The organism is Ochrobactrum vermis (assembly GCF_002975205.1).
Classification (GTDB): Bacteria; Pseudomonadota; Alphaproteobacteria; order Rhizobiales; family Rhizobiaceae; genus Brucella; species Brucella vermis.
Map to the genome: position 1 here is coordinate 1855670 of NZ_PCOC01000002.1, position 26426 is coordinate 1882095.

Consider the following 26426-nt stretch of genomic DNA (forward strand, 5'->3'; position numbering starts at 1 on the left):
ATCATGGGAGGAGGAGTGAACCGGACGCATATTTGATACCCCGTCCGCCCCGTTCTCTCAATCAACAAGCTTGCATTACTGATATGCAGTTTTAACAGGCTCAAATAGAAACCGCCTCGCGGCGAATGAACGCGCTGAGGCGGCGAATCTCCTCCGAAAGCCCCAATCGAAGAAGATGATGGAACTTACCCACAGCTCCAGCGAAAATAAATAGACAATCTTCACACACATTCGAAAATCCGGTGAACAATATCGTCCAGTGGTTGATAATCCTTTGATCAATCAAACCTTTACGCGTTTACGGCCCTCTTCACGAGAATTGATAAAGATCTGGTACATTTCAGCCTTGCAATATGCTCCTCAACGCCTTGTCAGAACGTGGAGATTAAAAGACCATTGCCTCATTAACGTACATAAATTTCAGTAATTTCTGAAAATTATAGAGTTCTATTAAGGGGTTGCTTTCTACATGAGCGGGGTTATTGTTCCTCTCACTTGGAGGAGGGAGTACCGCCCCAGCGCGCTAGACCGCTGCGGGGCGGTTTCTTTTTCAGCCATCCAAAAATGCATATCTGCATTGCAGGATTGCCCCTTGTAAGTGGCCGCCCGTGCTCCTATTTTCACGTTGTTCGGTTTTACTCCTCCTCCCAAAAACCGAACTCAAAGCGCGATACTCCTCCTCCCAATCGCGCTTTACAGATCCGCCCACTGCACACTCCTCCTCCCAGTGCAGTGGGCGTTCTCTTTTCTAGGACGCTTTACCCTCTATCGCTTTGCACCTTATGCCAAGTTCGGCACTCTTCCGGCTATTTCAGTAGTTTTAAGGGTTTGCGGGATAATTTCTGCGTACAGCGCAGCAGGGAGCGGGGTTCCATGTCCTTCAGCACGATCTTCAAACCGGTCAGACCTTCGCTATTATGTTCTCCCCTGCTCTGGCTGGTTTGTGTTCTCATCCTGCTCGTCGCCCTTTTGTCATTCAGGCTCAGCGCTCCCATCGGGCCGATGTATTGGGACAGCTACATCTATTTCGATGCGGCGCAGCGCATCAAAACAGGCCAGATTCCCAATGTGGATTTTTCAACGCCTGTCGGGCCGCTTGGTTATTATCTGTTTGCATGGGGACAATCATTATTCCCGGAGGCACAACCGTTACTGCTCGTCCAATGGTCAATACTGGCCGTATCAGCACCATTAATGGCATGCGTACTGGCCGAACTTCAGCCCCAAAACCGGACGGTCGGCTTTCTTCTCCTCGTTCCATTTCTGGTTTTCGCGATCTTTCCAGCCAACACACAAAGCTTTTATCCCTATCCCGGACTGGACGGGTTCGGCATCTATAACCGCCATACATCGCTTCTGTTGTACGTGTTGATGTGTGGCCTGATGTTCATGCGAAACAGCGTGAGGCTCGCACTATTTTGCGCAGCAACGATGCTCGCCCTGCTCTTGATGAAGGTGACGGGGTTTCTTACAGGAGGCTTATTCGGTCTAACGGCACTCCTGGCGGGACGCATCTCAACCCGCAATGTCACACTGGCAACCGTCGTCACCCTTGCGGCTCTGCTGCTCCTTGAACTGCACAACGGGATTATCAGCGCATATAGTCGCGATATCACAACATTAATCGCGCTAAACGAAGAGGCTCTGCTCTCGCGTTTTCTTACCGTCATATCGCTGAAACTCGATGTCGTTTTACCGGCAGCGATCCTCATTCTTGCTCTTTTCTGGGGTGAACAGCGCCAACCCGGCGAACAAAGCCGTCTCTTTGATCGAAGCTCGGCCTGGCTTGCCATTGGCCTTTTGGGCGGCATCGTCCTTGAAACGCAGAACACTGGCAGTCAGGAATTCATATTCCTTTGGCCCATTCTGCTCATGATCTTTCAGCGCCTGAAAACTGGCGACGAAAAGCTCAAGATCGCCTTCGTTGTGCTGGCCGCCTTTTGTGTCATTCCGACATTCACCAAGGTTGCACACCGAACCTTACGCGCCATCGCAGTCGCACCTACTTACGTCCAACCGTCTCTACCGGAACTGAAAAATCTGGGACAAGTGTCGACCCGACCAGATTTCCTGCAGCGCGCGGAGCTTTTCGAAGCCCATTACCCGGAAAATAATGCAGCCTATGACGCGTTGGCAGCGCAAGGTCAGTTGCCAAGCTGGCAGCTTTATTCAGAAATCGATTTCCAGGTGTACTGGCTCGTTTCTGCAGAACAGATGGTGGAGGATTTGCGGGCCTTCGAGACACGAAACAACGTCCGCCTGCAAAGCATCATGTCGCTCGACTTCGTCAATCCGTTTGCATGGGTGTTGGACCGCGACGCCACGCGGCATATCCAGATCGGAGCTGACCCTTTCCGCACCGTCCCCGCTTTATCTGAGGAAGCGAAATCCGCCGTGGAAGCAACCGACGGCATATTGCGCCCGAAGTGTCCGGCGACGACCAACCGCCTCGCCTTGCAGAAAATATATGCCGAGGCGCTGCAAGATCGCACCGTTGTCGCTTTGAACCCCTGTTGGGATCTGCTCCTTCGTCCCGGCTTGCTTCCATAGTCAGAGTTTGCTCACCTGATCTGAGCTTTAACGAAATCCCGTACAATCCGGACAATGCCGCGTGAAAGAACCTCATCGAGCCCTTTGATGAACGCATCCACGTGTTCGCGCCCGCAGATCAGCGGTGGCTCCAGGCGAATGACATTTCGATTATACTCGGTGAAGGCGACCAGAACCCCATGATCGCGCAGCAAATGACTGCCGATGAAACCGGGAAGCGAGCCTTTCAGCTTTTCGTCGAGCATTGCGAGAACAGGCCTCAGCACAACCGGCATGGTCTGGGAGAAGTCGTGAAACTCCAGCCCCACCATCATTCCTTTGCCACGCACTTCTTTCAAAAGCGCAGGATAACGACTCTGCAACTCATGCAGCCTGTCCAGAAGATAGTCACCGACATCGGCGGCGTTATCGATCAGGTGTTCATCGTATAGGACGTTCAAGGCTTCAATCGACGTGATGCAAGCCTCGCCGATACCGCCAAAGGTCGCCATGGCATGTATCATTGCCGTCTTGGGCGTGCCGTAGGCTTTCATATAGATATCGCGGCGGGCAATCATTGCAGCCATGGCCGTCTTTCCACCGCCCAGCGACTTCGCCAATGCGGTGACGTCAGGTATGACACCGTAATGCTCGAAAGCATAGAATTTCCCGGTCCGCCCCAATCCGCATTGCACTTCATCAGCAACCCAGATCACACCATACTGGTCGCAGAGGTGGCGCAACTTCTGCCAAAACTCCGTGTCAGCCTGAATGATGCCACCACCGCCCTGCACCGTTTCCAGCACAATCACCCCGATTTCCGGGTCAGAGCGAAATGCGCTCTCAATGGCCGCGATGTCACCGAAGGGCACACGAAGGGTGTTATCGACAAGCTTGAATTCGCCACGATAAAGCCCGCCATCCGTGATGGACAGGACACCCTTGGTCTTGCCGTGGAACGAATTTTCCGCATAGACGATCTTTGGCTTTTTCGGACCGGCGGCACGCTCTGCCACCTTGATCGCGGCTTCCATCGCCTCGGAACCGGAAGACCCCAGAAACACCATATCGAGATCGCCCGGCGAACAGGCTGCGATGTCATAAGCAAGCGCGGTCGCATATTGCGACATAAAGGCGATTGCGATCTCGTGGCGCATCTCTTCCTGGAATTGACGCCGTGCTTCCAGAATACGCGGATGATTGTGACCGAAAGCCAGCGATCCAAAACCGCCGAAGAAGTCGAGAATCTGGCGCCCGTTCTGGTCGTAATAATACATACCTTCGGCACGCTCGACCTTCACCTTGTGAAACCCGAGCAACTTCATGAAGTGAAGCTGACCCGGATTGAGGTGAGCGGTGAACAGCTCCGTCATCCGTGGCAGGTCGAGCGCCTTCGCCTCGCTGACGGTGAGCAGTTTCGGCTTTGGCGTTGTGTTGGTCTTGTTCATTTCTGCCTCTACGCCGCTTCGGAAGTCCGCGCATCCGACGATGCGGCTCCAATCTTTTTGCGATACTCACTATAGGCTGCGATCAGCATGTCCTCATCCCTGTATTGCGGAACCCAGCCAAGCTCGCGCTCCCCTTTCGAAACATCGAGCACACACATTTCATCAGCTATCAGATATTGCTCGGGATCCATGATTGGCATGTTGATCCAGTCCAACAGGTTCAGCGTGCGCTTCACCGCCCAGGCGGGTGTCGGCAGCAGGATGGACTTTGATCCAGCATGTTTGACCAGATCACCTAGCAGTTTTCGAACCGGGGGTGGATTGAGCGAACCGAGATTATAAACGTCATTGGGGACACCGGCGTTGAAAGCGGCACGCGCCGCCTCTGCACAATCGAACACCGAAATGAACTGGTAGGGATTCCTGCCCGAGCCGATCATTGGTACCGGTAGATTGTGATCAATCAGCTTGAACAGCTTTTCCAGAATGCCAAGACGGCCTGGACCGATGATAAGACGAGGACGAAACAGGGAAATATTCATGCCCCGTTTGCGCCATTCAATGGCGAGTTCTTCGGTTTTCAGTTTGGAAAGCCCGTATTCACCGAGCGGGTTGCACGGATGGTCCTCTTTCTGCGGCCAGACATAAGTGTGCCCGTACACCATATCGGTGGTGAAATGGACGAGCTTGTTGGCACCTGCCGCATCCATAGCCTTGATGATGTTCTCCGTTCCGTGGAAATTGACGGGAAAGAAGAAATCGTGCCGCTTCGCGCGAACCTGAATTGGCGAAAGCATCTTGGCGGACAGATTGTAGATCATGTCGTCGGCGCGGATTCCAAGCCTGCGGATTGCGTCCGGATCAGTTACATCGACCATGACGAAAGCGGCGTCCGCATAGTGCGGCAGATCGCTTTTCACGATATCTGCAACAATGACCTCATGACCATCGGCAAGGAGTTTTGGAGCGAGATAGCGTCCGACAAATCCGTCGCCACCGAAGATTATATGTCTCGTTGCGCGCGCCCCGTTCAACTATGCGTCTGCTGGTTCAGGTTCGTATCCGCCTGCGGCTCGGAGGGCTTGCCGCTTTGTGCGATCAACACGGTTCCGATGCAGATGAACGCGATGCCTGCGATCTTGTATGCGCCCAGCTCCTCCTTGAACAAAAGCCATGCGAACAGAACGACCGCTACATAGGCAAGACTCAGGAACGGATAGGCAAAAGAGAGATCGACTTTCGACAATACGTAAAGATGCGATGCCATCGAGATCACGAAGGTCAACAAGCCGGCAAAAATCCAGGGATTGAAGACAATCTGGAACATGCGCTGGATCAATGTTTCGGCTGAAAAGCTGATCGGCCCCAGTGTCAGCATGCCATATTTCAGCATCAACTGCGCGGCGGCGTTGGTCATGACTGTAAACAGGATGAAGGGTATATATTTCATCGCATTTTCCTAACCTGCCGAACCGAGCGTCAAAGCCGTTCGGCGCCAGAAATTGGAATTGAAAGTCTTGTCGCGAAAAGGTTCAAAATCGCGCCAGTGTGGATAGCTGGCGGCAAAAATCTCCGCACTCATCCGCTGATCCTTATACGGATTGACCCGACCACCGGCCTCCATGGTCATCTGGTCCAGACGGCCCAGCAATTTCAGCGTCTTATGGCCACGATTGGGGAAATCCATGGTCAGCGTATATCCCGGCATCGGAAATGACATGAGGCCTGGAGATGCCATTGTTCCGAAACGTTTGAGCACCGTCAGGAACGAAACCTGCCCGGCGTTGCGGCTTGCCTCAAGCATCGCCGGAATGACCGCTCTGGCTGCATCGAACGGAATGACGCTTTGATGCTGGTAAAGCCCTGCCGGGCCATAAAGCCTGTTCCAGCTTCCGATGCCATCGAGTGGATAGAAGAAATTTTGATAAGGCGCTCTATGTGCTGCCGTCAGCCGTCTTTTGCGCTGAAAATAAGCTGCGTTAAACAGTGACAGGCTTGCCTTGTTCAACACGGAGAACGGCAATTCAAAAGGCACGTCAAACCGCGCAGCCGCCGAATTATGAGAGTCACCCGCGGCCGCAACATGATTGCCGACAATCAGCAGACCTCGACCATCGGAGAGCTGATCGACCCAGGCAACGGCATATTCATTCTCACGATCCTTGACCTCAGCCATACCGAAATATTCATCGAGATTGGCGAATGGCAGAACCTTCTCCTCCACATCGAGACCATCCACCCGCATAAGCCGAATGGTTGTGCGAAGGATCACCCCGGTCAGGCCCAATCCGCCGATTGTGGCCCGGAACAGATCAATGTTCTCCTTATCAGAGCATTTGTAGTGAACACCATCCGAACGAAGCAGATCCAGTCCCTCGACGTGACACCCGAAAGTCCCCTGCCGATGGTGGTTTTTACCATGCACATCATTGGCAATGGCGCCGCCGAGAGTCACAAACTGCGTACCCGGCGTGACCGGAAGGAAATAACCATGCGGCGCGACATAGGCGATGACTTCATTCAAAAGCACGCCGCTTTCAGCCGTCAGCAACCCCGTATCGGGATCGAAGTGCACTATCCTCTTTCGCTCCCGCATGGGCACAAGAAAGCCCGCATCATTATGGCAGCTATCCCCATAGGAACGGCCATTTCCGAACGGCAACAAACTCGCGTCTCTGGGTAGGGACTGCGCGAAATCAGCCTCCAGCCCATCCAGCGGAAGGAACTGACGCTTTCGCCGGTCAATACGCCCGAAACTGTCGAAGGCATATTCCATCAGCGCATTCCAGCCACAAGAAGCAGCATCGCACCAAGCGCAATGACAACCTGGCTGCGCCAATCCTTGGCGATGAAGAGGACCGGATCATCGTCCATGTCGCCCCGATGGGCCAATATCCACACGCGCACATTAATATAAAGAACGATCGGCCCAAGCGGCCATATCAGCCACGGATAGGTATAGAGCGTCTTGACGGCATCGCTATTGATATAGAGCGCCAGAACCAACGCCGCAGTGAATGCCGCCGCCACACCGCACTGCCCGACAACATCGCGATCTTCGGGGCGATAACCGCGCCCGGCAATCCGGTCCTTTTCGGTCACCGTCGCCCCCTGCAGCTCGACATATCGCTTTACCAATGCGAGCGAGAGGAAAAAGAACATGGCAAAGGCCATCAGCCAGAACGACAGTGGAATGTAAGATGCCGCCGTACCTCCCAGCAGCCGCAAGCTGTAAAGCCCCGCCAGGCAGATCACATCACCCAGCAACATGCGCTTTATGGCAAAGGTATAAGCGGTCGTGAAAACCAGATAGGTGACAATTGCCAGCGTGAAAGCCGGTGGAAGGAAAAAGCAGACCAGACCCGCCAGAAGCAGCAGCAGAGCTGTAACGCTGAGGCCGAAGGGAATGGATATCTGTCCGCTCGCAAAGGGGCGCTGATTTTTTCGCACATGTCTTCGATCAACCGGAAGGTCGACAATATCATTGACGATATAAATCGCAGACGCCGTCGCACAAAAGGCGACGAATGCCAGGCAAGCCGCGGTAAACACCTCGGGCTTCATTATATCGTGCGCCAGAATGGCGGGAACAAAGACGAGCAGGTTCTTCAGCCACTGATGAACACGCAGCATCCGGGCATAGGTTCGGATGGTGGGTTTGTCTGCACTGAAGAGCTCGCAGCCGGTTCGCTTCTGGAAATGTGCCGCCGAACGGTCCGGTGCGACGACGATTGCCTGTCGTGCTGCACTGAAAACCGGCAGGTCGTCGCGATCATTTCCCGCATAGTCAAACCCTTGTCGCCCGTATCGTTCGACAAGCAGATCAGCCTTGCGTTTTGCCGAAAGGTTGTCTGTGCCAGTTGTTGAATAGACAACACTGAAAATGCCAAGCTCCGACGCAACGGCCTTGGCCATCGATTCAGCAGCTGCCGTTGCCAGCACCAATGTTCGCCCTGATGCATGTTCGCTGCGCAGGTACTCCAGAAACTCTGTTCGATAGGGAAGCCTTGACGCGTCCAGCGTCACACGTTCCGCCACCTGCCGTTTGAGATATGCTTTGCCTGAAAATAGCCATACCGGCAGCATGAAGACGAACAGGATGTTCTTCTTCAGAAGCAGAAAAATACCTTCCCACAGCAGATCGGTCGAAACCAGCGTTCCGTCCAGATCGACTGCGAGCGGCACATCCTTGCTATTCTGCCCCCGCGTGTCCATTTTCAGCCCTTTTCCGCTCAGGTGGGAATGCGGTTCGATCAACCTGTTCCACCCGAGCCCCCTCTCGTAAAGGGATAGAGGCAGAAACCAAATGAAAAATGAATATTCCTGTTACAATCGATGATTGATTTGTTGAATAAGATTTCTGCTTAAAATTTCGTCAACAACTAAAATACAGCATATTGCTGGCAGCTTGCATAGTTTCATGTTCGCCGAAAAGAATATCCGGCGAACATTTCGTAATTTAGATTTATCTAACTTAAATTATCTTGAGCCAGGGAACAGCAAATCGACAAATCTGGCGGCAGTCGGTTGCGGCTCATGATTGGCAAGACCCGGACGCTCATTGGCTTCAACGAAGATGTAGTCCGGCTTTCCGGGCTGCTTGACCATGAAGTCAATGCCCACGACCGGTATACCAATTGCTTGGGCAGCCTTGCAGGCAGCCTTGACCAGGTCTGCATGAACCGTGGCGGTCACGTCATGGATCGTGCCGCCCGTATGAAGATTGGCCGCCTTGCGCACGGTTATTTCGCGACCGTCGTCCAGAACAGTGTCGAGTGACAGAGCTTGTTCTTCAAGACATCTCTTCGTTTCCGCATCGACAGGAATACGGCTCTCTCCACCGGTCGCCGCAGCGCGTCTGCGCGATTGTGTTTCAATAAGCTTGCGGATGGTTGACCTGCCGTCTCCTATCACGCGTGGCGGGCGGCGAACCGCAGCCGCGACAAGCTGGTAATCGATGATAACGAGCCGAAGGTCTTCACCTTCAAAACATGCCTCCAGCAGCACACGGTCGCACACGCTTCGCGCCTGTTTGATCGCAGTGCGCAGATCCTTCATAGTCGAAATACCGACGGAAATCCCTCGTCCCTGTTCGCCTCGAGCCGGTTTCACAACCAGCTTGCCGTGACGTTTCAGAAAAGCGTCCAGCGCGTCATCACTCGCCTCCGCGGCGATTTGGTCCGGCACCGTCAGCCCGGCTTTCTCAACGACACGGCGCGTCACGGCCTTGTCGTCGCAGATCGACATCGCTACGCCCGACGTCATTTCAGACAGGCTTTCGCGACAATGAACCGAGCGCCCGCCATAGGAGAGGCGGAAAAATCCGCCCTCGGCATCGGTCACATCAACCTGAATGCCACGGCGCACCGCTTCATCGATGATGATCCGGGCATATGGATTGAGCGCATCGAAGGATTCCAGGTGCGAGGCGAAAAACTTCTCGTTAATTGCATTCTTGCGTTTGATCGCGAAAAGCGGAACACGGCGAAACTTCAATTTTTCGTAGAGCCGTATGGCGTTCTCATTGTCATGCAGAACCGAAAGATCGATATGGCTTAGACCGCGAGCCTGAAAATGTTCGGCAAGTTTTCGCACCAGTTTTTCGCCGATTCCCGGCTGCCGTGCTTGCGGATGAACGGCGAGGCACCAGAGCGAAGCACCACAATCAGGATCATCGAAAAGACGCTGATGATCGATACCCGTCACCGTGCCGACGACTTCACCTGTGGCATCGTCCTGTGCCACGAAATAGGTAACGGCCCGGTTGTCTCGGTCAGACGAGAAAAAGTCCGGTCGCAACTGAACCATGCCGCAGGCCGCATAGACGGCATTGATGCCTTCGGCATCCACTTCCGATACCGCGCGGCGAATGGTAATGCCGCGCGTCCGTCGACCGCCCGGACGATAGGTTGCAAGCTCGATTCGATAGGTATGCGACGGGTCGAGAAATATCTCATGCGGCGCAAGCGACAGCAGGACATGAGGATCACTGACGTAGAAGACGATATCGCGGCTTGCCGGCGCCTCCGCTCGCAATGCCTCCACAATGGCCTCATTGGTTTCGAAGGTCTGGGCAAAGAGCAATCGTCCCCAGCCGCAGTCGACGACCACATCCTGCTTGCGGCCTTCCGTTCCCGCCCTGTCATGGCCATACGTGTGTTCCTGATAGAAACCTGCACTTTCAGGCGTGCGCAAGCGTGTCAGACGATGCGAAAAGGCTTTGCGGCCTCTCGCTTTCTGCCGGGTCATATCCACCTCACCGGGTTTCCGCATTTCATGCCTCCTGTGCCTGGAGCCACATTTCGAGGAGGCCAGCCTGCCAAAGCTCCGAACCACGCAATGGCGTTATGTGATCCGACGGCTTTGCGAACAGGCGTTCCAGATAATCGCGTTGAAAAAGCCCGCGTTCCCGTGCCTTTTGCGAAGAGAGAGCATCGCGCAACATGTCGAGATAGGGGCCAGCAATATATTTAAGCTGAGGCACCGGGAAATATCCCTTCTTGCGATCGATGACTTCGCTGGGAACGACTTTCCTTGCCACATCCTTGAGGATACCTTTGCCGCCATCACGCAGCTTCTCTTCAGGCGGAATGCGAGCGGCAAGCTCTACCAGTTCATGATCTAGAAACGGCACCCGCGCTTCAAGTCCCCATGCCATCGTCATGTTGTCCACGCGTTTGACCGGATCGTCCACGAGCATCACATTCGTGTCGAGCCGCAATGCACGGTCGACAGGTGTATCCGCACCATCCTGCAGCAGATATTCTTCCAGAAACTCCTGACTGTAATCGCGTTCCGGCATCCATTCCGGCGATAATTGCGTGGCAAGTACGTCATGCGAGCGGTCGCGAAATCCCTTGGCGTAGTCGCTCACAACATCGTTGGAATCGACCAGTGGCGGATACCAATGGTAGCCGCCGAAAACCTCATCAGCCCCCTGCCCCGATTGGACAACCTTGATATGTTTCGAAACTTCCTTTGAAAGAAGATAGAAGCCTACATTGTCATAGGACACCATCGGTTCCGACATTGCGGCGATTGTTCCCGGCAGGGCATCCATGAGGTCTGCCGAGGGCACAAAAATCTTATGATGTTCGGTGCCAAAATGTTTGGCGATCAGGTCGGAATAGACAAACTCGTCGCCTTTTTCTCCATTGGCTTCCTCGAAACCGACTGAAAAGCTCATCAGGCCGGATTGACCGGCCTCGGCAAGCAACCCGACGATCAGGCTCGAATCCACACCGCCGGACAAAAGCACGCCGACTGGCACGTCAGAAATCATCCTGCGCTTGACGGCTACACGAAGCATATCGAGCAATTGCTCCTGCCATTCCTCCCGGCTCAAGGCGCCGTCACCCGGCAGACGGCGATAAAGTGCCTGCCAGTAGATACGGTCGCTGAAACTGCCATTCGGTTCGTAAACCCGGATCGTCGCGGGAGGAAGCTTTCGAACACCTTGGTAAATCGTGCGCGGCGGCGGCACAACAGCATGAAAGCTCATGTAATTGTGCAAGGCCGCACGGTCGATCGAGGTGTCTATGCCTCCCGCCTTGACCAGAGCAGGCAAGGACGAGGCAAAACGCAACGCGCCATCCACCTCGGCAAGATAGAGCGGCTTGATGCCGAACCGGTCGCGCGCGAGGATAATCCTGCCCGTATCGCGCTCGTGAATGGCGAAGGCGAACATGCCGAGGAAGCGCGATACGCAGCTTTCGCCCCAAGCGTGCCATGCCTTGAGGATGACTTCCGTGTCGCCGTCGGAGAAGAATTTATAACCCTTCAGTTCCAACTCAGCGCGCAATTCGCGGAAATTGTAGATGCAGCCATTGAACACCAGCGTCAAACCGAGGTCGGCATCGATCATCGGCTGTTGCGACTTTTCGGAGAGATCGAGAATTCTTAGTCTTCGATGCCCGAAGCCGATATTGCCCCGGATCACAATCCCGGACGCATCCGGTCCACGAGGACTGAGTACATCCGCCATTTTCGAGATTGCCGAAACTGACGGCGAACCGCCGTCGAACCTGACTTCTCCGCAAATACCACACATAAAAAGGGTCGAAACCTCCATTGTCATTCATAAACAAACAAGGCCGTCGCATCTGGTATGGCGGCGGCCTGCATAATTGCAAATGCGGGAGCGCCGGGATGGTTCCCAACTTTTTGGGTTGCGTTACGCGGTTTTCCCGACCGTATTTGCCTTGGAAAGCATGTAGTTTTCAGCAGAAACCATATGCTCATAGGTAATGCGACGGGCATCTTCGCTACGGTTTTCGACAAGCGCCGTCAGCAATCGGTGCTGGAAAATAAGTCCTTCCTCGCGCGAAGCCGGTGTCGGATCGGCATAGATCGCACGCGCTATCGGCAAGCTTCGCAACAGATTGTGGGTCAATCCGCAAATGAAGCCTAGCAAGCGATCGGGACAAAGCTGCGCCAGCAAAGAATGGAAATCCAGTTCCGCTACACGCTGGTGGTATTGATCATCAAGATCGACCGGCGGACGGTCATAGACGCGCATTGTGGTTTCCAGCCGGGCAATGTCGTTGCCGGTCAGTCTTCCGCACAGCAGGGCCGCGACTTCCGGTTCGAGAAGCTTGCGAATGGCATAGACTTCGGCAAGGCTCGGCTGGTCGAAAAAGAAATAGCTTCCGAGCATTTCCATCGCATGCTGGGCGGAAGGCTCGGCCACAAAGGCGCCGCCGCCAGGGCCGCTGCGCGTAAAAATCAGACCCTGTGTTTCCAGCGCCTTCATCGCTTCGCGCACAGTGCCCTTAGCCGCCTTGAACTGATCGATCAATTCCTTTTCCTGCGGCAGGCGGTCTCCCGGTTTCAATGCATCGGAACGGATGACGTCCTTGATACGGTCGGCAATCTCCTCCGGTCGCCGGCGGGCTTTTACCGCCCTCGCGAGCGCTTGCGGTTCGTGATCGGAATTCCGGCCCGGTCTGACCATAGTCTGCTACTCTCTCCTGATGCGCGGCGCGCTTTCCACGAGTTGTCGTGTATAGGCATGTTCCGGCCTGGCAAAAAGATCGCTTGCGGTCGCTTCCTCGACTATTTCCCCGAAATACATCACGGCAACCCTGTCCGAGATGGCTTCCACCACGGCAAGGTCGTGACTGATGAAGAGATAGGAGAGACCGAACTCTTTCTTCAGTTGATCGAGAAGCAATAAAACCTGTGCCTGAACGGAGACATCCAGCGCACTGACCGGTTCATCGAGCACGACGATTTCGGCTTCCGCAGCCAGCGTTCGCGCAATGGCGATGCGTTGCGCCTGTCCGCCGGAAAACTCGTGCGGATATCGTTCCAACGTATCATTGGGCATCTGGACGGCATCGAGCAATTGGATCATGCGCTGCCTGCGTTGTGCAGAATCCAGTCCACCCAGAAGCTTAAGCGGCGTTTCCAGTATCTGGCGGATCGTCTTTCTGGGATTGAGTGAAGCGACAGGGTCCTGAAACACATATTGTATGACCTTGCCGAATGCCCGCGCACCCGAATTCCGCAGCTCATTTGAATCCCGACCAGCAATCGTCATCGTGCCGTCCGTCGGCTCCGTCAGCCCGACAAGCATTCTGGCGAGCGTGCTTTTACCCGACCCGCTTTCACCGACAATGGCCAATGTCTCGCCGCTTCTGAGGTCGAACGAAACATGTTTAACGGCTTCGACTTTGTGACGAGGCTTCCCCAGAAAAGTTCGTCCGCCACCGAAGGTTTTGCTGAGATCGCGCACGCTGATCGCATTGTCGCTCATCCTGTCGCCTTTCCGTTATCGCGTCCGAAGAGACCGGCCACACGGTCCAAAAAGCCGGTTCCCTGCCCAAGTTCGGGAACACATGCGATCAGGCGCTTCGTGTAGCTATGCTGCGGATTGGAAAGAACTTCCGCGGTCGTACCCGTCTCGACAATCTCGCCATCTTTCATTACCGCCACGCGGTCGCAAATCTCCGAAACCACACCGAAATCATGGGTAATGAACAGAAGCGCCATGCCCCGCTCGCGTTGAAGATCGCGCAGCAGTTCAAGAATATGTGCCTGCACAGTAACGTCGAGCGCCGTCGTCGGTTCGTCTGCAATAATGATATCGGGATCGTTGGCCAGAGCCATTGCGATGCCGACGCGCTGTCGCTGACCACCTGAAAGCTGGTGCGGATAGTGATTGGCCCGCGCCGCTGCATCGGGAATACCAACCTTGTCGAGAAGGGCAATTGCCTGCTGCCGCCGTTCGGTGGCCCCAACCCGCCGATGCGCCGCAATTGCTTCCTCCACCTGCCGCCCGACCGGATACATGGGGTGCAGGGTCGTCAATGGGTCCTGAAACACATAGGCTACTCTTGCTCCTCGAGCGGCCGTCAACTCGGTTTCAGACATCGAAAGGACGTCCCGCTCGCCCAGATAGATTGCACCGTTGCGTATAAGGCCGGGCGGGGATGCCACAAGCCCCATCACCGACAAGGCGGTTACGCTCTTGCCTGATCCGCTTTCACCAATCAGGCCGAGGCATTCGCCACGCTCTAGTTCCAGTGAAACATTGCGGACGGCGGGTGTGAAGCGTCCACCATTGACGAAGCCTGTTTCCAGCCCGGCAATGGAAAGCGCTTTTGCGCTGCCCTTGGTCACTGGCGACGACCGGTCCTTGGCAATATCGGTCACTGCCCCCGGTCGGCCCAATGCACCGGATCGCAATCGCGGATCGAGAACATCGCGCACCCCGTCTCCCAATACGTTGAGACTGATGACCAACAGGAAGATCATCAATCCGGGTACGATGGAGACATGCGGGGCATTGAACAACTGAGCCCGACCTTCGCCGAGCATGGAGCCAAGATCGGCCTGTGGCGGTTGTGCGCCGAGGCCAAGGAAGCTCAAGCCCGCCGTTTCGAGGATCATCCAGCCGGCCGTCGTCGACATGGTAATGACGATAACCGGCAGCACATTGGGCAGCACTTCACTCAACAGGATCGAAACCGGGCTTTTTCCTGAAAGCCGGGCAGCGTCGATGAACTCGCGATGCGCGAGACCAAGCGTAACGCCGCGAACATTGCGCGCGAAGAATGGAATATTGACCACCGCAATCGCATAGAGCGCGTTCATCAGGCCCGGCCCGAGTACCGCCACGATAGCCAGCGCCAGCAGAATATAAGGAAATGCCATCAGCATATCGATGCCGCGCATCATCAGATTGTCGGTTCGTCCACCCGCATAGCCAGCCACGAGACCTATGGCCGAGCCCACGATAGCCGCGATGAGTGTCGCCGCGAAGCCAACAGCCACTGAAACCCGCGTACCCCATATGACGCGGCTCAATATATCGCGCCCGAGCTGATCTGTTCCAAGAAGGTGCCCCTCACTGAACACGGTCTTCAATCGCATTGCAGGTGAGGTGGCGTCGGGATCGGGAAGCGGAAGAACGGGAGCCAGCAGAATGACGAGACATATCAGAATGAGCAAAAATAAGCCGAAAGCCGCCAGGCGATTGCTCATCAGAAGACCCCATGAGGACATGCGACCAACCGCAGGCGCGGCAGAAACTTCCTGAAGCGCACTCATGAGCGTATCCTTGGATCAAGCATGGTCTGGATGACATCAGCCAGCAGATTGAAGAGGACGTAACTCGCGGCAACCACAAGCACGCCGCCTTGCACCAGCAGAATATCACGGGTGGAAATGGCCTTCACCAGCATGGCGCCGATACCCGGCCACTGGAATACCGTCTCGATGTAGACGGCACCGCCCAGTACGAAACCCGCCTGAATACCGATAACTGGAATGACGCTCACAAGTGCGGCTCGAAACGCATGGCCGTAAATCACGCGGCGTTCGTTGAGGCCTTTGGCCCGGGCGGTCCGGATATAATCCTGACGAAGCACTTCCAGCATCGCGCTGCGGGTCAGGCGCGCTATCACGCCTGCGGCCACCACTGCGAGCGTCGTGGCGGGAAGGATCAGATGCCACAGCAGATCCTTCAGGTCGCCCCCGCCATAAACGGCGTACATGCCGGACGCTGGCAGGATGCGCCAATGGACCGCGAAGAGATAGATCAGCAGCAGTCCCAGCCAGAATGAGGGAATGGAAATTCCCGCAAGCACGATGAAAGTGATCGTCCTGTCTGCCCAGCCGAACTGACGCACTGCCGAAACGATGCCTGCGAGCAACCCGAAGACAGAACACAGCACCAGTGCGACGCCAGCAAGCACAAGGGTCGCCTGAAAACGTTCCAGAACCTCATCCAGCACCGGACGGTTGAGCACAAAGGAGCGCCCGAAATCGCCGCGCAGGAGGTTGCCCATCCAGACGAAATATTGTTGCACCAGCGGCTTGTCGAGGCCGAGATCGCGATTGATCCGCTCGACATTCTCCGGCGTTGCATATGATCCAAGCAGCGCAGTTGCCGTATCGCCAGGTATCATCGCCATGACGAGAAAAACGATGATCGAAAGCCCGAGCAACACAGGAACAACGGCGACAAGTCGCTTGAGGATATAGGCTGGCATGAAAGCCCTCCTCGCTTATTCCTTGGTTACGTCTTTCAAATGCAGCAGAAAGGACGGCTGCAGCTTGAACCCTTTGACGCCAGCCGTCGTGACTGCGTTCTGTTTCCAGTTCGCCACGAAAAGCCATGGCGCATCGTCATGGACGATACTTTGCACTTCACCATAAAGCTTTCCGCGTTCGGCCTGATCGGTCGACGACCGTGCCCTTTCCAGAAGCTCATCCACTTTGGGGTTGGAATAGTAGCCGGAATTGAATCCGCCCTTGTCCGGGAGCGCGTCGCTGCGCAGCGTCAGATAAGGCACCGTGTCCGGATCATTCGTCATCCACGCCATCTCGGCCATATCGGCCTTGCCTTCCAGCCCCGGATTGACCTTGCCAAGAAACGTGTTCCATTCGTAGGTTTCAATCTTGACCTTGAAGCCCACGGCCTGAAGATCGGCCTGGATCGCGGCGCCCATTGTGATCGGATCGAGCATACCTGAACCGCCTTCGGTCACGTAGAACGTGATTTCCGGATTGCTGGCTCCGGCCTCCGTGAGAAGTGCCTTGGCCTTTTCCGGGTCGTATGGATAGGGCTCGATCTTGTTCTCGACCCAGTTGAAGGCCGGCGGGATAGGCCCGGCAGCAACGGTCGCAGAACCCTGCAATACATTCTCGACGAGCCCTTGCTTGTTGACCGCATAATTTGCAGCCTGGCGCACTTTCTTATCCGCAAAGGGACCGCTCTTCGCATTCAGGATGGTGAACCACACATGCGGACCAGCCTGTTCAGCGACCGCGAAATTCGCGTCCTGCTTGAATGTGGCAAGATTGTCCGGCGGCACTTCCACCATGACATCCAGCCCGCCCGCCATCATCTCCGCAACGCGGGTATTGGCATCTGTGATCGGGCGGAACACGATTGCTTCCAGTGTCGGTGCCTTGTCCCAATAATCGGGATTGCGTTCCACGACCACACGCTGGCCGGATTGCCATTCCGCAAATTTGAAAGGACCGGTTCCCGATGGATGACGGCCAAATTCCTTACCGTATTTTTTGACCGCTTCCGGGGAAACGATCAGGCCGGTTGGATAGGCCAGATTAGACAGGAACGGGGCGAAAGGCTCCTTCAGCTTGAACTCGACCGTGTGTTCATCAAGAGCATTGACCGCATCGATGGACGAGAAATTGAACGAAAGCGGGAACGGGCCAGTGTTGTAGAAGGGATGGTCTTCCTTCAGCATTCTGTCGAAGTTGAATTTAACCGCCTCAGCGTTCAAATCCGATCCGTCATGAAATTTCACGCCCTGGCGCAGCTTGAACGTATAGGCCTTGCCGTCGTCCGAGACCGTCCAGCTTTCAGCCAAAGCCGGCTCCACTTCCAGCGTCCCGTCCTTGTAACGCACAAGGCCATCGTAAATGTTGACGAGAATGCGGAAATCATTGGTGGCTGTGACTGTATGCGGATCAAGCGATTGCGGTTCTGCAATCTGTCCGACGATCAGCACATTGGGCGGTGTTTGCGCTGAAGCGTCCGTGCCCGCCCCTGCAACTGAAAGCACCATAGCAGTCAAGACGGCACAGAATAACCTTCTCATGGGGTTCCCCTTCGTTTGTCAAATCCGTCAGACTCTAATTTATAGGCATAAATTTACGATCATCAATGAATTATCATAATTAATTTTCTTGAGCCAAAAAAGCGGACCTCAGCCCGCTTGTGATTTCGGAACGTTCAAAGCCTATTCGGCAGGCGTATCTTCGGGTTTCAGATCCTGCTCAGCCTTGGTCGATTTCTGATGTGTAAAGCCTTTGAGGCCCTTCGCAGTTTCCTCGGCATCGCGCTTGATCTCGACCTCGCTCATTGCGTAGTGAACAGCAAGTTTTGCAATGGAGGTCAGCGCGCTCAGATGAATGCGCTCATATCCGTGCGAGGCATCAACACCGAAGGTCAGCAGAGCCGTGCGCACATCATGCCCGGCTTCGACCGCGGACGCGGCATCAGAACGGTAATAGCGAAACACGTCCTTCTGCACCTGAATGTCATGCTCTGCGCAAAGCTCGTAGAGCTTCTTCGTCAGATGATAGTCGAACGGCCCGGTCTGATCCGCCATGGCAAGCGTGACACCAAACTCCGATGAATTCTGGCCCGGCGCAGTGGTGCCATTGTCAATGGCGACCAGTGAGGCAATATCGGGCACGACGACCGCGGAAGCCCCCACGCCCACTTCCTCGCCGATGGTAAACAGCCAATAGCTATCGACCGGCGTTTCCACATTCGCTCGCTGCATCGCCTCCAGAGCTGCAAGCATGATGGCAACGCCTGCCTTATCATCCAGATGGCGCGATACGATAAAGCCATTATCGATGAATTCAGGCGCCGGATCGACGGCAACGATGTCGCCGACATCGATACCGAGTTGCAGCAGATCATCTCTATTTCGCGCGAGTGCATCCACGCGAAGTTCAACATAAGGCCAGCCAACCGGCTGCGTATCGACTTCCTCATTGAAAGTATGGCCGGAAGCCTTCAACGGCAGAATCGAACCGCGATAAATGCCTTTCGACGAAAAGATGGAAACGCGGGCACCTTCGGCGAAGCGTGCGGACCAGTTACCGATCGAAACCAGTTCCAGCCGCCCGTTTTCCTTCAGATATTTTACCTGCGCGCCCAGCGTGTCGACATGCGATACGATTCCGCGCGCTGGTCGCTCCGTCACGCCTGCCCTGCGCGCACGAATGGCACCCCGGCGCGTCAGTATCACCTCAAGCCCGAGATGCTCCAGTTCTCGCGCAACATAACGGACGGCTTCGTCGGTAAACCCGGTCGGACTGGGTATGGCAAGAAGCGCTTTGAGCCGTGTTACGAGATAGTCCTGATCGATTGTGATAGCGGTCTGCATCATTCATGTGTCGCAAAACGAAACCGTAACGTCAACGCCATGTCCGCAATGGAAGACTCCGGCGCCGGTGTTACGCGGCGCCGGAGCGCAATCAGAAATTCCAGTCTTCATCCTCGGTCGCGACCGCCTTGCCGATGACATAGGACGAGCCGGAGCCGGAGAAAAAGTCGTGGTTTTCGTCCGCATTCGGCGAAAGCGCAGACAGGATCGCCGGATTGACCTTGCACGCCTCAGCCGGAAAGAGCGCTTCATAGCCAAGATTCATGAGGGCCTTATTGGCGTTGTAATGCAGGAACTTCTTGACGTCCTCAGTCAAGCCCACACCATCATAAAGAGCCTCCGTGTAGCGGACTTCATTGTCGTAAAGCTCAAGGAGAAGTTCGAAGGCGAAATCCTTGATTTCTTGTTTCTGCCCTTCGCTCAGGCCTTCAAGCCCGCGCTGGAACTTGTAGCCGATATAATAGCCGTGCACTGCCTCATCGCGGATGATAAGCCGGATAAGATCAGCTGTATTGGTCAGCTTTGCGCGGCTCGACCAGTACATCGGCAAATAGAAGCCCGAATAGAACAGAAAACTCTCCAGAAAGACGCTGGCGATCTTCTTCTTCAGTGGATCATCCGCACGATACTGGTCGAGGATCAGCGTGGCCTTGCGCTGCAGAAATTCGTTTTCTTCCGACCAGCGATAGGCGTCATCAACGTCCGGCGTGAGGCACAGCGTCGAGAAAATCGAAGAATAGGACCGCGCATGCACCGCTTCCATGAAGGAGATGTTGGACAAAACCGCTTCTTCATGCGGCGTCACCGCGTCGTCCATCAGCTTCACCGCGCCGACTGCGTTCTGGATCGTATCAAGAAGTGTCAGCCCGGTGAAAACGCGGATCGTCAGCTCTTTCTCCTGCGGCTTCAGCGTTTCCCATGACTGGATATCGTTGGAAAGCGGCACCTTTTCCGGCAGCCAGAAATTGCCTGTCAGACGGTTCCAGACCTCAAGGTCCTTTTCGTCTTCGATCCGGTTCCAGTTGATCGCACACACGGCGGCAGGCTTCGGGGTCTTGGTTTTCACTTGAATGTTCATTCGTCATCACCAGTGGTCAGAGGGCGCAGGATACGCAGCCCTGCACTTCCGTGCCGGAAAGCGCCATCTGGCGCAGGCGGATGTAGTAGATGGTCTTGATGCCCTTCTTCCACGCGTAGATCTGCGCGCGGTTGATATCGCGCGTCGTTGCGGTGTCGCGGAAGAACAATGTCAGTGACAGGCCCTGATCGACGTGCTGCGTCGCCGCTGCATAGGTATCGATGATCTTCTCCGGGCCGATCTCGTAGGCGTCCTGATAATATTCCAGATTATCATTGGTCATGAAGGCAGCCGGATAGTAGACGCGACCGATCTTGCCCTCCTTGCGGATTTCAATCTTCGACACGATTGGATGAATCGATGACGTCGAATGGTTGATGTAGGAGATCGATCCGGTCGGCGGTACGGCCTGAAGGTTCTGGTTATAAAGACCACCCTCCATCACCGCATTTTTCAGGTCGCGCCAGTCGTCCTGTGTCGGGACCGCAATGCCTGCCTTTTCGAAGATTTCGCGAACCTTTTCGGTCGCCGGCTCCCAGATCTGATCGGTGTATTTGTCGAAATATTCCCCTGATGCATATTTGGATTTCTCGAAACCTTTGAAGGATTTTCCCATCTCCACCGCGATCCGGTTCGATGCGCGGACCGCATGATAGGTCACTGTGTAGAAGTAGATGTTCGTGAAATCGACACCTTCGTCCGAACCATAGTAAATCCGCTCGCGGGCAAGATACCCATGCAGGTTCATCTGGCCGAGGCCGATGGCATGGCTTTCATCATTGCCTCGGGCGACCGATGGCACGGAACCGATGTGGCTCATGTCGGAAACGGCGGTAAGGGCGCGAATGGAAGCCGCGATGGTCTTGCCGAAATCAGGTGAGTCCATCGCTGCCGCAATATTGAGCGAACCCAGATTGCACGAAATATCCTTGCCTAGATGATCATAGGTCAGGTCCTCACCGAAGATGCTCGCCTCGCTCACCTGGAGGATTTCCGAACAAAGGTTGCTCATTGTGATGCGTCCGTCGATCGGATTGGCGCGGTTCACCGTGTCCTCAAACATGATGTAGGGGTAGCCGGATTCGAACTGGATTTCGGCCAGCACCTGAAAGAACTCGCGCGCGCTGATCTTTTTCTTAGTAATCCGCGCATCGTTGACCATTTCGCGATATTTTTCGGTGACCGAAATCTCTGTGAGAGGCACGCCGTAAACCCGTTCAACATCATAGGGCGAGAAGAGATACATATCCTCGTTGTTCTTCGCCAGCTCGAAGGTAATGTCCGGTATGACCACACCGAGAGACAACGTCTTGATGCGGATTTTCTCGTCTGCATTTTCGCGTTTCGTATCGAGAAATCGCATGATATCCGGGTGATGTGCGTTCAGATAGACGGCGCCAGCGCCCTGCCGTGCTCCAAGTTGATTGGCGTAGGAAAAGGAATCCTCCAGAAGTTTCATCACCGGAATGATACCGGATGACTGGTTCTGAATCTGCTTGATGGGTGCGCCCGCCTCGCGGATATTGGTGAGGCTCAGTGCCACGCCGCCGCCACGCTTCGACAATTGCAAGGCCGAATTGATGGAGCGCCCGATGGACTCCATGTTGTCCTCGACCCGCAGCAGAAAGCAGGAAACGAGTTCACCGCGCTGCTTCTTGCCCGCATTGAGAAAGGTCGGCGTCGCAGGCTGATAGCGGCCCGAAATAATCTCATCGACGAGATCGCGCGCAAGCTGTTCGCTGCCGCGCGCAAGCGCCAGCGCCACCATGCAGACACGGTCTTCATAGCGTTCGAGATAGCGCTTTCCATCGAAGGTTTTCAGCGTGTAGCTGGTGTAATATTTGAACGCGCCCAGAAATGTCGGAAAACGAAATTTCTTCGCATAGGCTTCGTCGAAAAGGTCACGCACAAAGTTGAAGGAATATTGATCCAGCACCTCCTGTTCGTAATACCCCTCCATCACCAGATAATCGAGCTTTTCCCGCAGGTTATGGAAAAAGACAGTGTTCTGGTTCACGTGCTGGAGGAAATACTGGCGCGCGGCCTGCCGGTCCCGCTCAAGCTGGATTTTGCCCTCGTCATCATAGAGGTTCAGCATTGCGTTGAGCGCGTGATAATCCAGCCCATCAGAGGATTTTGACGGTTTGCTTGTGTTGGAAGTTGCCGCTTGTGGCGCATCCTGTGCCACCGGTCGTGCTTCGCGGTCCCGGATCAGGGTCGTGTCTGCCGTGTCCAAAATCGTTCCATCCCGTTTTTGACATTGCCGATGTCTTCATCAGTTCCCAAAAGCTCGAAGCGGTAGAGAAAGGGAACCTGACATTTGGCGGAGATAATGTTGCCGGCGATACAGAAGGCTTCGCCGAAATTGCTGTTCCCCGCGGCAATTACGCCGCGGATAAAGGAGCGATTGCTCTCGTCGTTGAGGAAGCGGATCACCGGCTTGGGAACAGCGCCCTTGGAACCGCCGCCGCCATAAGTCGGGGTGACGAGCACGAATGGCTCGCGCACCTGCAATCCCCCCGAGCCGTCCGTCGGGATGCGGTTCGACCGCATTGCGAGCCGTTCAACAAACCGGTGCGTATTCTCCGACCGGCTGGAGAAATAGACGATCAGGCTCATGACGCCGCTGCCTTCAGGCGAGAGCGCTGATCATATCGGGTCGGAACCCCGCCCAATGGGATTCCCCGGCGACAACCACCGGCACCTGACGATAGCCCATCCCTTGAACGAGATCGAAAGCGCCGGCATTGGCGGAGATATCGATAACTTCATACTCGATACCCTGGCGATCGAGGGCACGCGTGGTCGCGGTGCACTGGACACAGGCAGGCTTGCTGTAAACGGTGACGTTCATTTCTTCCTCACTGGTTGGGAGACGCAAAGATCCGTTCGCGCATCGCAGGATGCGCGTCAAAAAGCACAAGATAGGAAATCGGTCAGCCGCCAAGATGGGTAGCCTGACCGCAACAAACTATGCCTCGTAGGGAGGACCGGAACCGGAACTGAATAGACTGGACATGGACTTCACCCCGAAGCTATGAGCGGGAAGTTCGGGGCAGCAATCGGCAAGGCAATAGCTTGCCACACAAGATTGCGCGCCAACCGGACACCCCGCCCGTGGACGTACTCGTTCAAGGCAGGTCTCCTGGCTCACGGATCAACGTTTCTGTCCGCCTTCCCAGCCGAAGCCAGTGACATGATGAACAGAACTCTCCGCTTACAGTTGCGGGGGCAGCTCCGGCATTGCCGCATCCGTCATGGATGAAACGCACCGGATTCCCGTCTTAGCTTTCGACTCAACGAATCGAAAGAACCTAGAACACTATATATAGTAGTCGAAGTTAAAAACTCGTCAACAGGTAGATTGAATCAACGTGCAACATCATAGCTGGGACTATCGCAGCCTTAATTTGCAGGTCTGATTGGCTTCGGCCTGAATTCCGGCTTGATGGCCTTCAGGGCCATGCGGTCGACCATCGCAGGAGCGATGAGTTTAAGCCAGCGTCCGAATCGCATCTGGCGGGTCATCAGCACTTCACGCTTGCGCGCGTGGGCACCTTCCAGCATCAGCCGCACCGCTTCGTCGACTGGCATCATGCCATCTTCGCGTACGCCGCTTGTTCCCAGCGCGCCGCCGCTCGCACTGTAGCCCACCTTGCGAATATCGGTCTTGACGACACCTGGATAGACGATTGTGACGGATATGCCGCTCGGTTCCAGTTCGGAGCGAAGTGCTTCACAGAAGCCGGATAGAGCGAACTTCGTTCCGCTATAGGCGGTACGCCCCGGAACGCCGATCAGGCCAGCGACGGATGACACCGCCACGATCCGCCCCTTGCTTGCGGCAAGATGGGGAAGTGCTGCATGAATGGGCCAGATGCTGCCCCAATAGTTTAACTCCATCAGCTCATGCATCCAGTTGAGATCATCCGGTTTGATCTCGGCGAAATTAGCATGTGCCGACATACCCGCATTCACGATCAGCGTATCGATGCGACCGAAAGCGGAAGCCGCGTTCTCGATTAGACCGATGCAGGCGGAACGATCTTTCACATCGGTCGGCACCACAAGAACTGAACTGCCCAACTGCCGTAACTCTGTGGCCAGATTTTCCAGCTTTTCGACATTGCGTGCCGCGAGCACAAGAGCAGCGTTGGCACGGTCGCGCCGGGCGATTTGCCGTGCGGCTTCAGCACCTATACCGTCCGATGCTCCTGTTATGATCGTCACGTCCATGCCAGGCCCTCCCTGCCTATCGATAAGGCAAGCAGGGTACAGGCGGGACAATCCGCGCGTCCAGCAGTTTAAAATCTGCGCGATAGAATGGTGGCGATGCCCAGACCGTCGATCCGCGATACGTGTTATTGCTGGTGCGAGGGACGCGCCTCCCCCATGAGGCACTGCCATCAGACGCGACGCGGCAAGTTATTTTGAATGAACTATTCACAAAGTCGTGTGGCGCCCGCCCAATAACTGGTAAACATTTTCAACCACTTATGTTCTGGCGCACCTCGCCAGTCGGCTTTCAAGGGTTGAATTCAGCATCTTAGCCGAAGGGAGAAATTGACAGTTCAGCGCCTTATCCTGTATCGATCGTTCAGTTTTGAACATTGTTCAGTATATTGAACAAATGAAAGCTTCTCCCAAGGCTTTCCATTCGGAACTGCCGATGCATCGGCTGCATCGGAAAATTACGGACACGTTTCCTTCCCAAGACAGAAGCGTTTCCGGAATAAGCCCCAGCGTTGTGTGCCGGTGAGGAATTCAGACACCTCGGCGCTGGTAAAAGTGATAAGGGTGGAATGATGACAACAGAGATCAAGCCATTTTCGTTCGATACCGTCGGCTCGATGCTCGTCGAATGGAGCGCTGCAAAGCGCCTCGGCGAAATCCTCGGCGAACGGTTTTCCGAACGCAAGATTCTGATTGTGACGGACAAGGGGCTGCACAAGGCCGGTGTCCTCGACCATGCACTGGCCTCGCTGGAAAAAGCAGGCTTCGGCATCAGCGTTTTCGATGATGTGGTGGCCGACCCACCGGAATCCGTGCTGTTTTCCTGCGTCGAACAGGCAAAGGCCGCCGGTTGCGATATCGTGCTCGGTCTGGGCGGCGGCTCCTCCATGGATATCGCCAAGCTTGCAGCCGTACTGCTTGTCTCCGAACAGGAACTCTCGGAACTTTACGGTATCGGCAAAGTACAGGGTAGCCGCCTGCCGCTGATCCAGATCCCGACTACGGCTGGAACCGGGTCGGAAGTCACCAACATCACCATTCTGACCACCGGTGAGACCACGAAGATGGGTGTCGTTGCCCGTCAGCTCTACGCCGATTTCGTTATCCTCGATGCGGAACTGACCTGCGGCCTGCCTGCACTTCATACGGCCGCGACCGGTATCGACGCCATGGTCCATGCGATTGAGGCCTATACGAGCCGGATCAAGAAGAACCCGCTGTCCGACGCGTTTGCCCGCGAGGCCCTGAAACTTCTTTCCGCCAATCTGATTGCGGCCTGCGAAAACGGCAATGACCGTCATGCCCGCGAGGCCATGCTGCTCGGCGCCAACTATGCCGGTCAGGCTTTTTCCAACTCGCCTGTCGGTGCTGTTCACGCGCTGGCTTATCCGCTTGGCGGTCACTACCATGTACCGCACGGCCTTTCCAATGCGCTGATGCTGGGACCTGTGCTGCGTTACAACATGGCGGGCGCGGCCAAGCTTTATGCAGAGCTTGCCGATCTGCTGCTGGAGAAATCCGAAGGCACAACGGAAGAACGCTCGGCAGCCTTCGTCACCTATATGGAAGCGTTGATGAACGAGTCCGGCGCACCGCGCCGCCTGCGTGATGTCGGCGTGACGGAAGACAGCCTTGAAATGCTGGCACGCGACGCGATGCTGCAAACGCGGCTTCTGGGCAACAACCCGGTCGATGTGACCGAGGCGGACGCACTGGCGCTTTATCGCGAAGCTTTCTGATCAAATAACAAACTGACGGACC

Annotated in this window: 20 protein-coding genes and 1 riboswitch; of the genes, 2 read left to right on the top strand and 18 right to left on the bottom strand. The window is 55.3% G+C overall.

The window, feature by feature from the left end; genetic code table 11:
* Positions 1-873: 873 nt before the first annotated feature.
* Entirely contained in the window at positions 874-2550 is a 1677-nt protein-coding gene (locus tag CQZ93_RS22910) for a hypothetical protein (RefSeq protein WP_105544820.1), read from the top strand.
* A gap of 11 nt (positions 2551-2561) precedes the next feature.
* Here CQZ93_RS22910 and CQZ93_RS22915 read toward each other — a convergent pair whose 3' ends face one another.
* From CQZ93_RS22915 to CQZ93_RS23000, 18 genes are all read right to left on the bottom strand, one after another.
* Positions 2562-3977: an aspartate aminotransferase family protein gene (locus tag CQZ93_RS22915; RefSeq protein WP_105544821.1), complete on the bottom strand. Its 1416-nt coding sequence runs from the start codon at positions 3975-3977 to the stop codon at positions 2562-2564.
* 8 nt (positions 3978-3985) lie between these two features.
* Positions 3986-5011 carry an NAD-dependent epimerase/dehydratase family protein gene (locus CQZ93_RS22920; RefSeq protein WP_105544822.1) on the bottom strand — a complete coding sequence of 342 codons (1026 nt, stop codon included), beginning with the start codon at positions 5009-5011 and terminating at the stop codon, positions 3986-3988.
* Positions 5008-5427, bottom strand: coding sequence for an EamA family transporter (locus CQZ93_RS22925; RefSeq protein WP_105544823.1), 420 nt, complete (start codon positions 5425-5427; stop codon positions 5008-5010). Before CQZ93_RS22925 ends, CQZ93_RS22920 begins: the two co-directional genes overlap by 4 nt.
* Before the next feature lie 9 nt (positions 5428-5436).
* The gene (locus tag CQZ93_RS22930; RefSeq protein ID WP_105544824.1) at positions 5437-6753 is read right to left on the bottom strand and encodes an FAD-binding oxidoreductase; all 1317 of its coding nucleotides are present in this window, start codon (positions 6751-6753) and stop codon (positions 5437-5439) included.
* Positions 6753-8192: a UbiA family prenyltransferase gene (locus CQZ93_RS22935; RefSeq protein WP_105544825.1), complete on the bottom strand. Its 1440-nt coding sequence runs from the start codon at positions 8190-8192 to the stop codon at positions 6753-6755. Before CQZ93_RS22935 ends, CQZ93_RS22930 begins: the two co-directional genes overlap by 1 nt.
* Before the next feature lie 264 nt (positions 8193-8456).
* Positions 8457-10250 carry an N-acetylglutaminylglutamine synthetase gene (gene ngg / locus CQZ93_RS22940; protein WP_105544826.1) on the bottom strand — a complete coding sequence of 598 codons (1794 nt, stop codon included), beginning with the start codon at positions 10248-10250 and terminating at the stop codon, positions 8457-8459.
* Position 10251: 1 nt separating this feature from the next.
* Positions 10252-12027, bottom strand: coding sequence for an N-acetylglutaminylglutamine amidotransferase (locus CQZ93_RS22945; protein ID WP_105545274.1), 1776 nt, complete (start codon positions 12025-12027; stop codon positions 10252-10254).
* Positions 12028-12150: 123 nt separating this feature from the next.
* Entirely contained in the window at positions 12151-12930 is a 780-nt protein-coding gene (locus CQZ93_RS22950; RefSeq protein ID WP_105544827.1) for a FadR/GntR family transcriptional regulator, read from the bottom strand.
* A gap of 6 nt (positions 12931-12936) precedes the next feature.
* Positions 12937-13734: an ATP-binding cassette domain-containing protein gene (locus CQZ93_RS22955; RefSeq protein ID WP_105544828.1), complete on the bottom strand. Its 798-nt coding sequence runs from the start codon at positions 13732-13734 to the stop codon at positions 12937-12939.
* The gene (locus tag CQZ93_RS22960; RefSeq protein ID WP_105544829.1) at positions 13731-15530 is read right to left on the bottom strand and encodes a dipeptide/oligopeptide/nickel ABC transporter permease/ATP-binding protein; all 1800 of its coding nucleotides are present in this window, start codon (positions 15528-15530) and stop codon (positions 13731-13733) included. The genes CQZ93_RS22955 and CQZ93_RS22960 overlap by 4 nt, the downstream gene beginning before the upstream one ends.
* Positions 15527-16474, bottom strand: a complete 948-nt coding sequence (locus CQZ93_RS22965; protein WP_105544830.1) for an ABC transporter permease — start codon at positions 16472-16474, stop codon at positions 15527-15529. Before CQZ93_RS22965 ends, CQZ93_RS22960 begins: the two co-directional genes overlap by 4 nt.
* Before the next feature lie 15 nt (positions 16475-16489).
* On the bottom strand, positions 16490-18052 hold the full coding sequence (locus CQZ93_RS22970) for an ABC transporter substrate-binding protein (RefSeq protein WP_105544831.1): 1563 nt from the start codon (positions 18050-18052) through the stop codon (positions 16490-16492).
* 141 nt (positions 18053-18193) lie between these two features.
* Positions 18194-19354, bottom strand: coding sequence for an osmoprotectant NAGGN system M42 family peptidase (locus tag CQZ93_RS22975; RefSeq protein WP_105545275.1), 1161 nt, complete (start codon positions 19352-19354; stop codon positions 18194-18196).
* A gap of 91 nt (positions 19355-19445) precedes the next feature.
* Entirely contained in the window at positions 19446-20432 is a 987-nt protein-coding gene (gene nrdF, locus CQZ93_RS22980) for a class 1b ribonucleoside-diphosphate reductase subunit beta (protein WP_105544832.1), read from the bottom strand.
* Positions 20433-20448: 16 nt separating this feature from the next.
* A complete protein-coding gene (nrdE, locus tag CQZ93_RS22985) occupies positions 20449-22668 on the bottom strand; it encodes a class 1b ribonucleoside-diphosphate reductase subunit alpha (RefSeq protein ID WP_105544833.1) in 2220 nt (739 codons plus the stop codon).
* Positions 22644-23051, bottom strand: coding sequence for a class Ib ribonucleoside-diphosphate reductase assembly flavoprotein NrdI (gene nrdI / locus CQZ93_RS22990; protein WP_105544834.1), 408 nt, complete (start codon positions 23049-23051; stop codon positions 22644-22646). The genes nrdE and nrdI overlap by 25 nt, the downstream gene beginning before the upstream one ends.
* A gap of 13 nt (positions 23052-23064) precedes the next feature.
* Positions 23065-23286 carry a glutaredoxin-like protein NrdH gene (gene nrdH, locus CQZ93_RS22995; protein WP_105544835.1) on the bottom strand — a complete coding sequence of 74 codons (222 nt, stop codon included), beginning with the start codon at positions 23284-23286 and terminating at the stop codon, positions 23065-23067.
* Between the two features lie 264 nt (positions 23287-23550).
* A riboswitch (cobalamin riboswitch) is annotated at positions 23551-23765 on the bottom strand.
* 72 nt (positions 23766-23837) lie between these two features.
* Complete coding sequence (locus tag CQZ93_RS23000) at positions 23838-24668, bottom strand: SDR family oxidoreductase (protein ID WP_105544836.1); 831 nt, start codon at positions 24666-24668, stop codon at positions 23838-23840.
* Positions 24669-25234: 566 nt separating this feature from the next.
* On the opposite strand from CQZ93_RS23000, the gene CQZ93_RS23005 reads away from it, so the two are divergent.
* Positions 25235-26404: an iron-containing alcohol dehydrogenase gene (locus tag CQZ93_RS23005; RefSeq protein ID WP_105544837.1), complete on the top strand. Its 1170-nt coding sequence runs from the start codon at positions 25235-25237 to the stop codon at positions 26402-26404.
* The last annotated feature ends 22 nt before the right edge of the window (positions 26405-26426 follow it).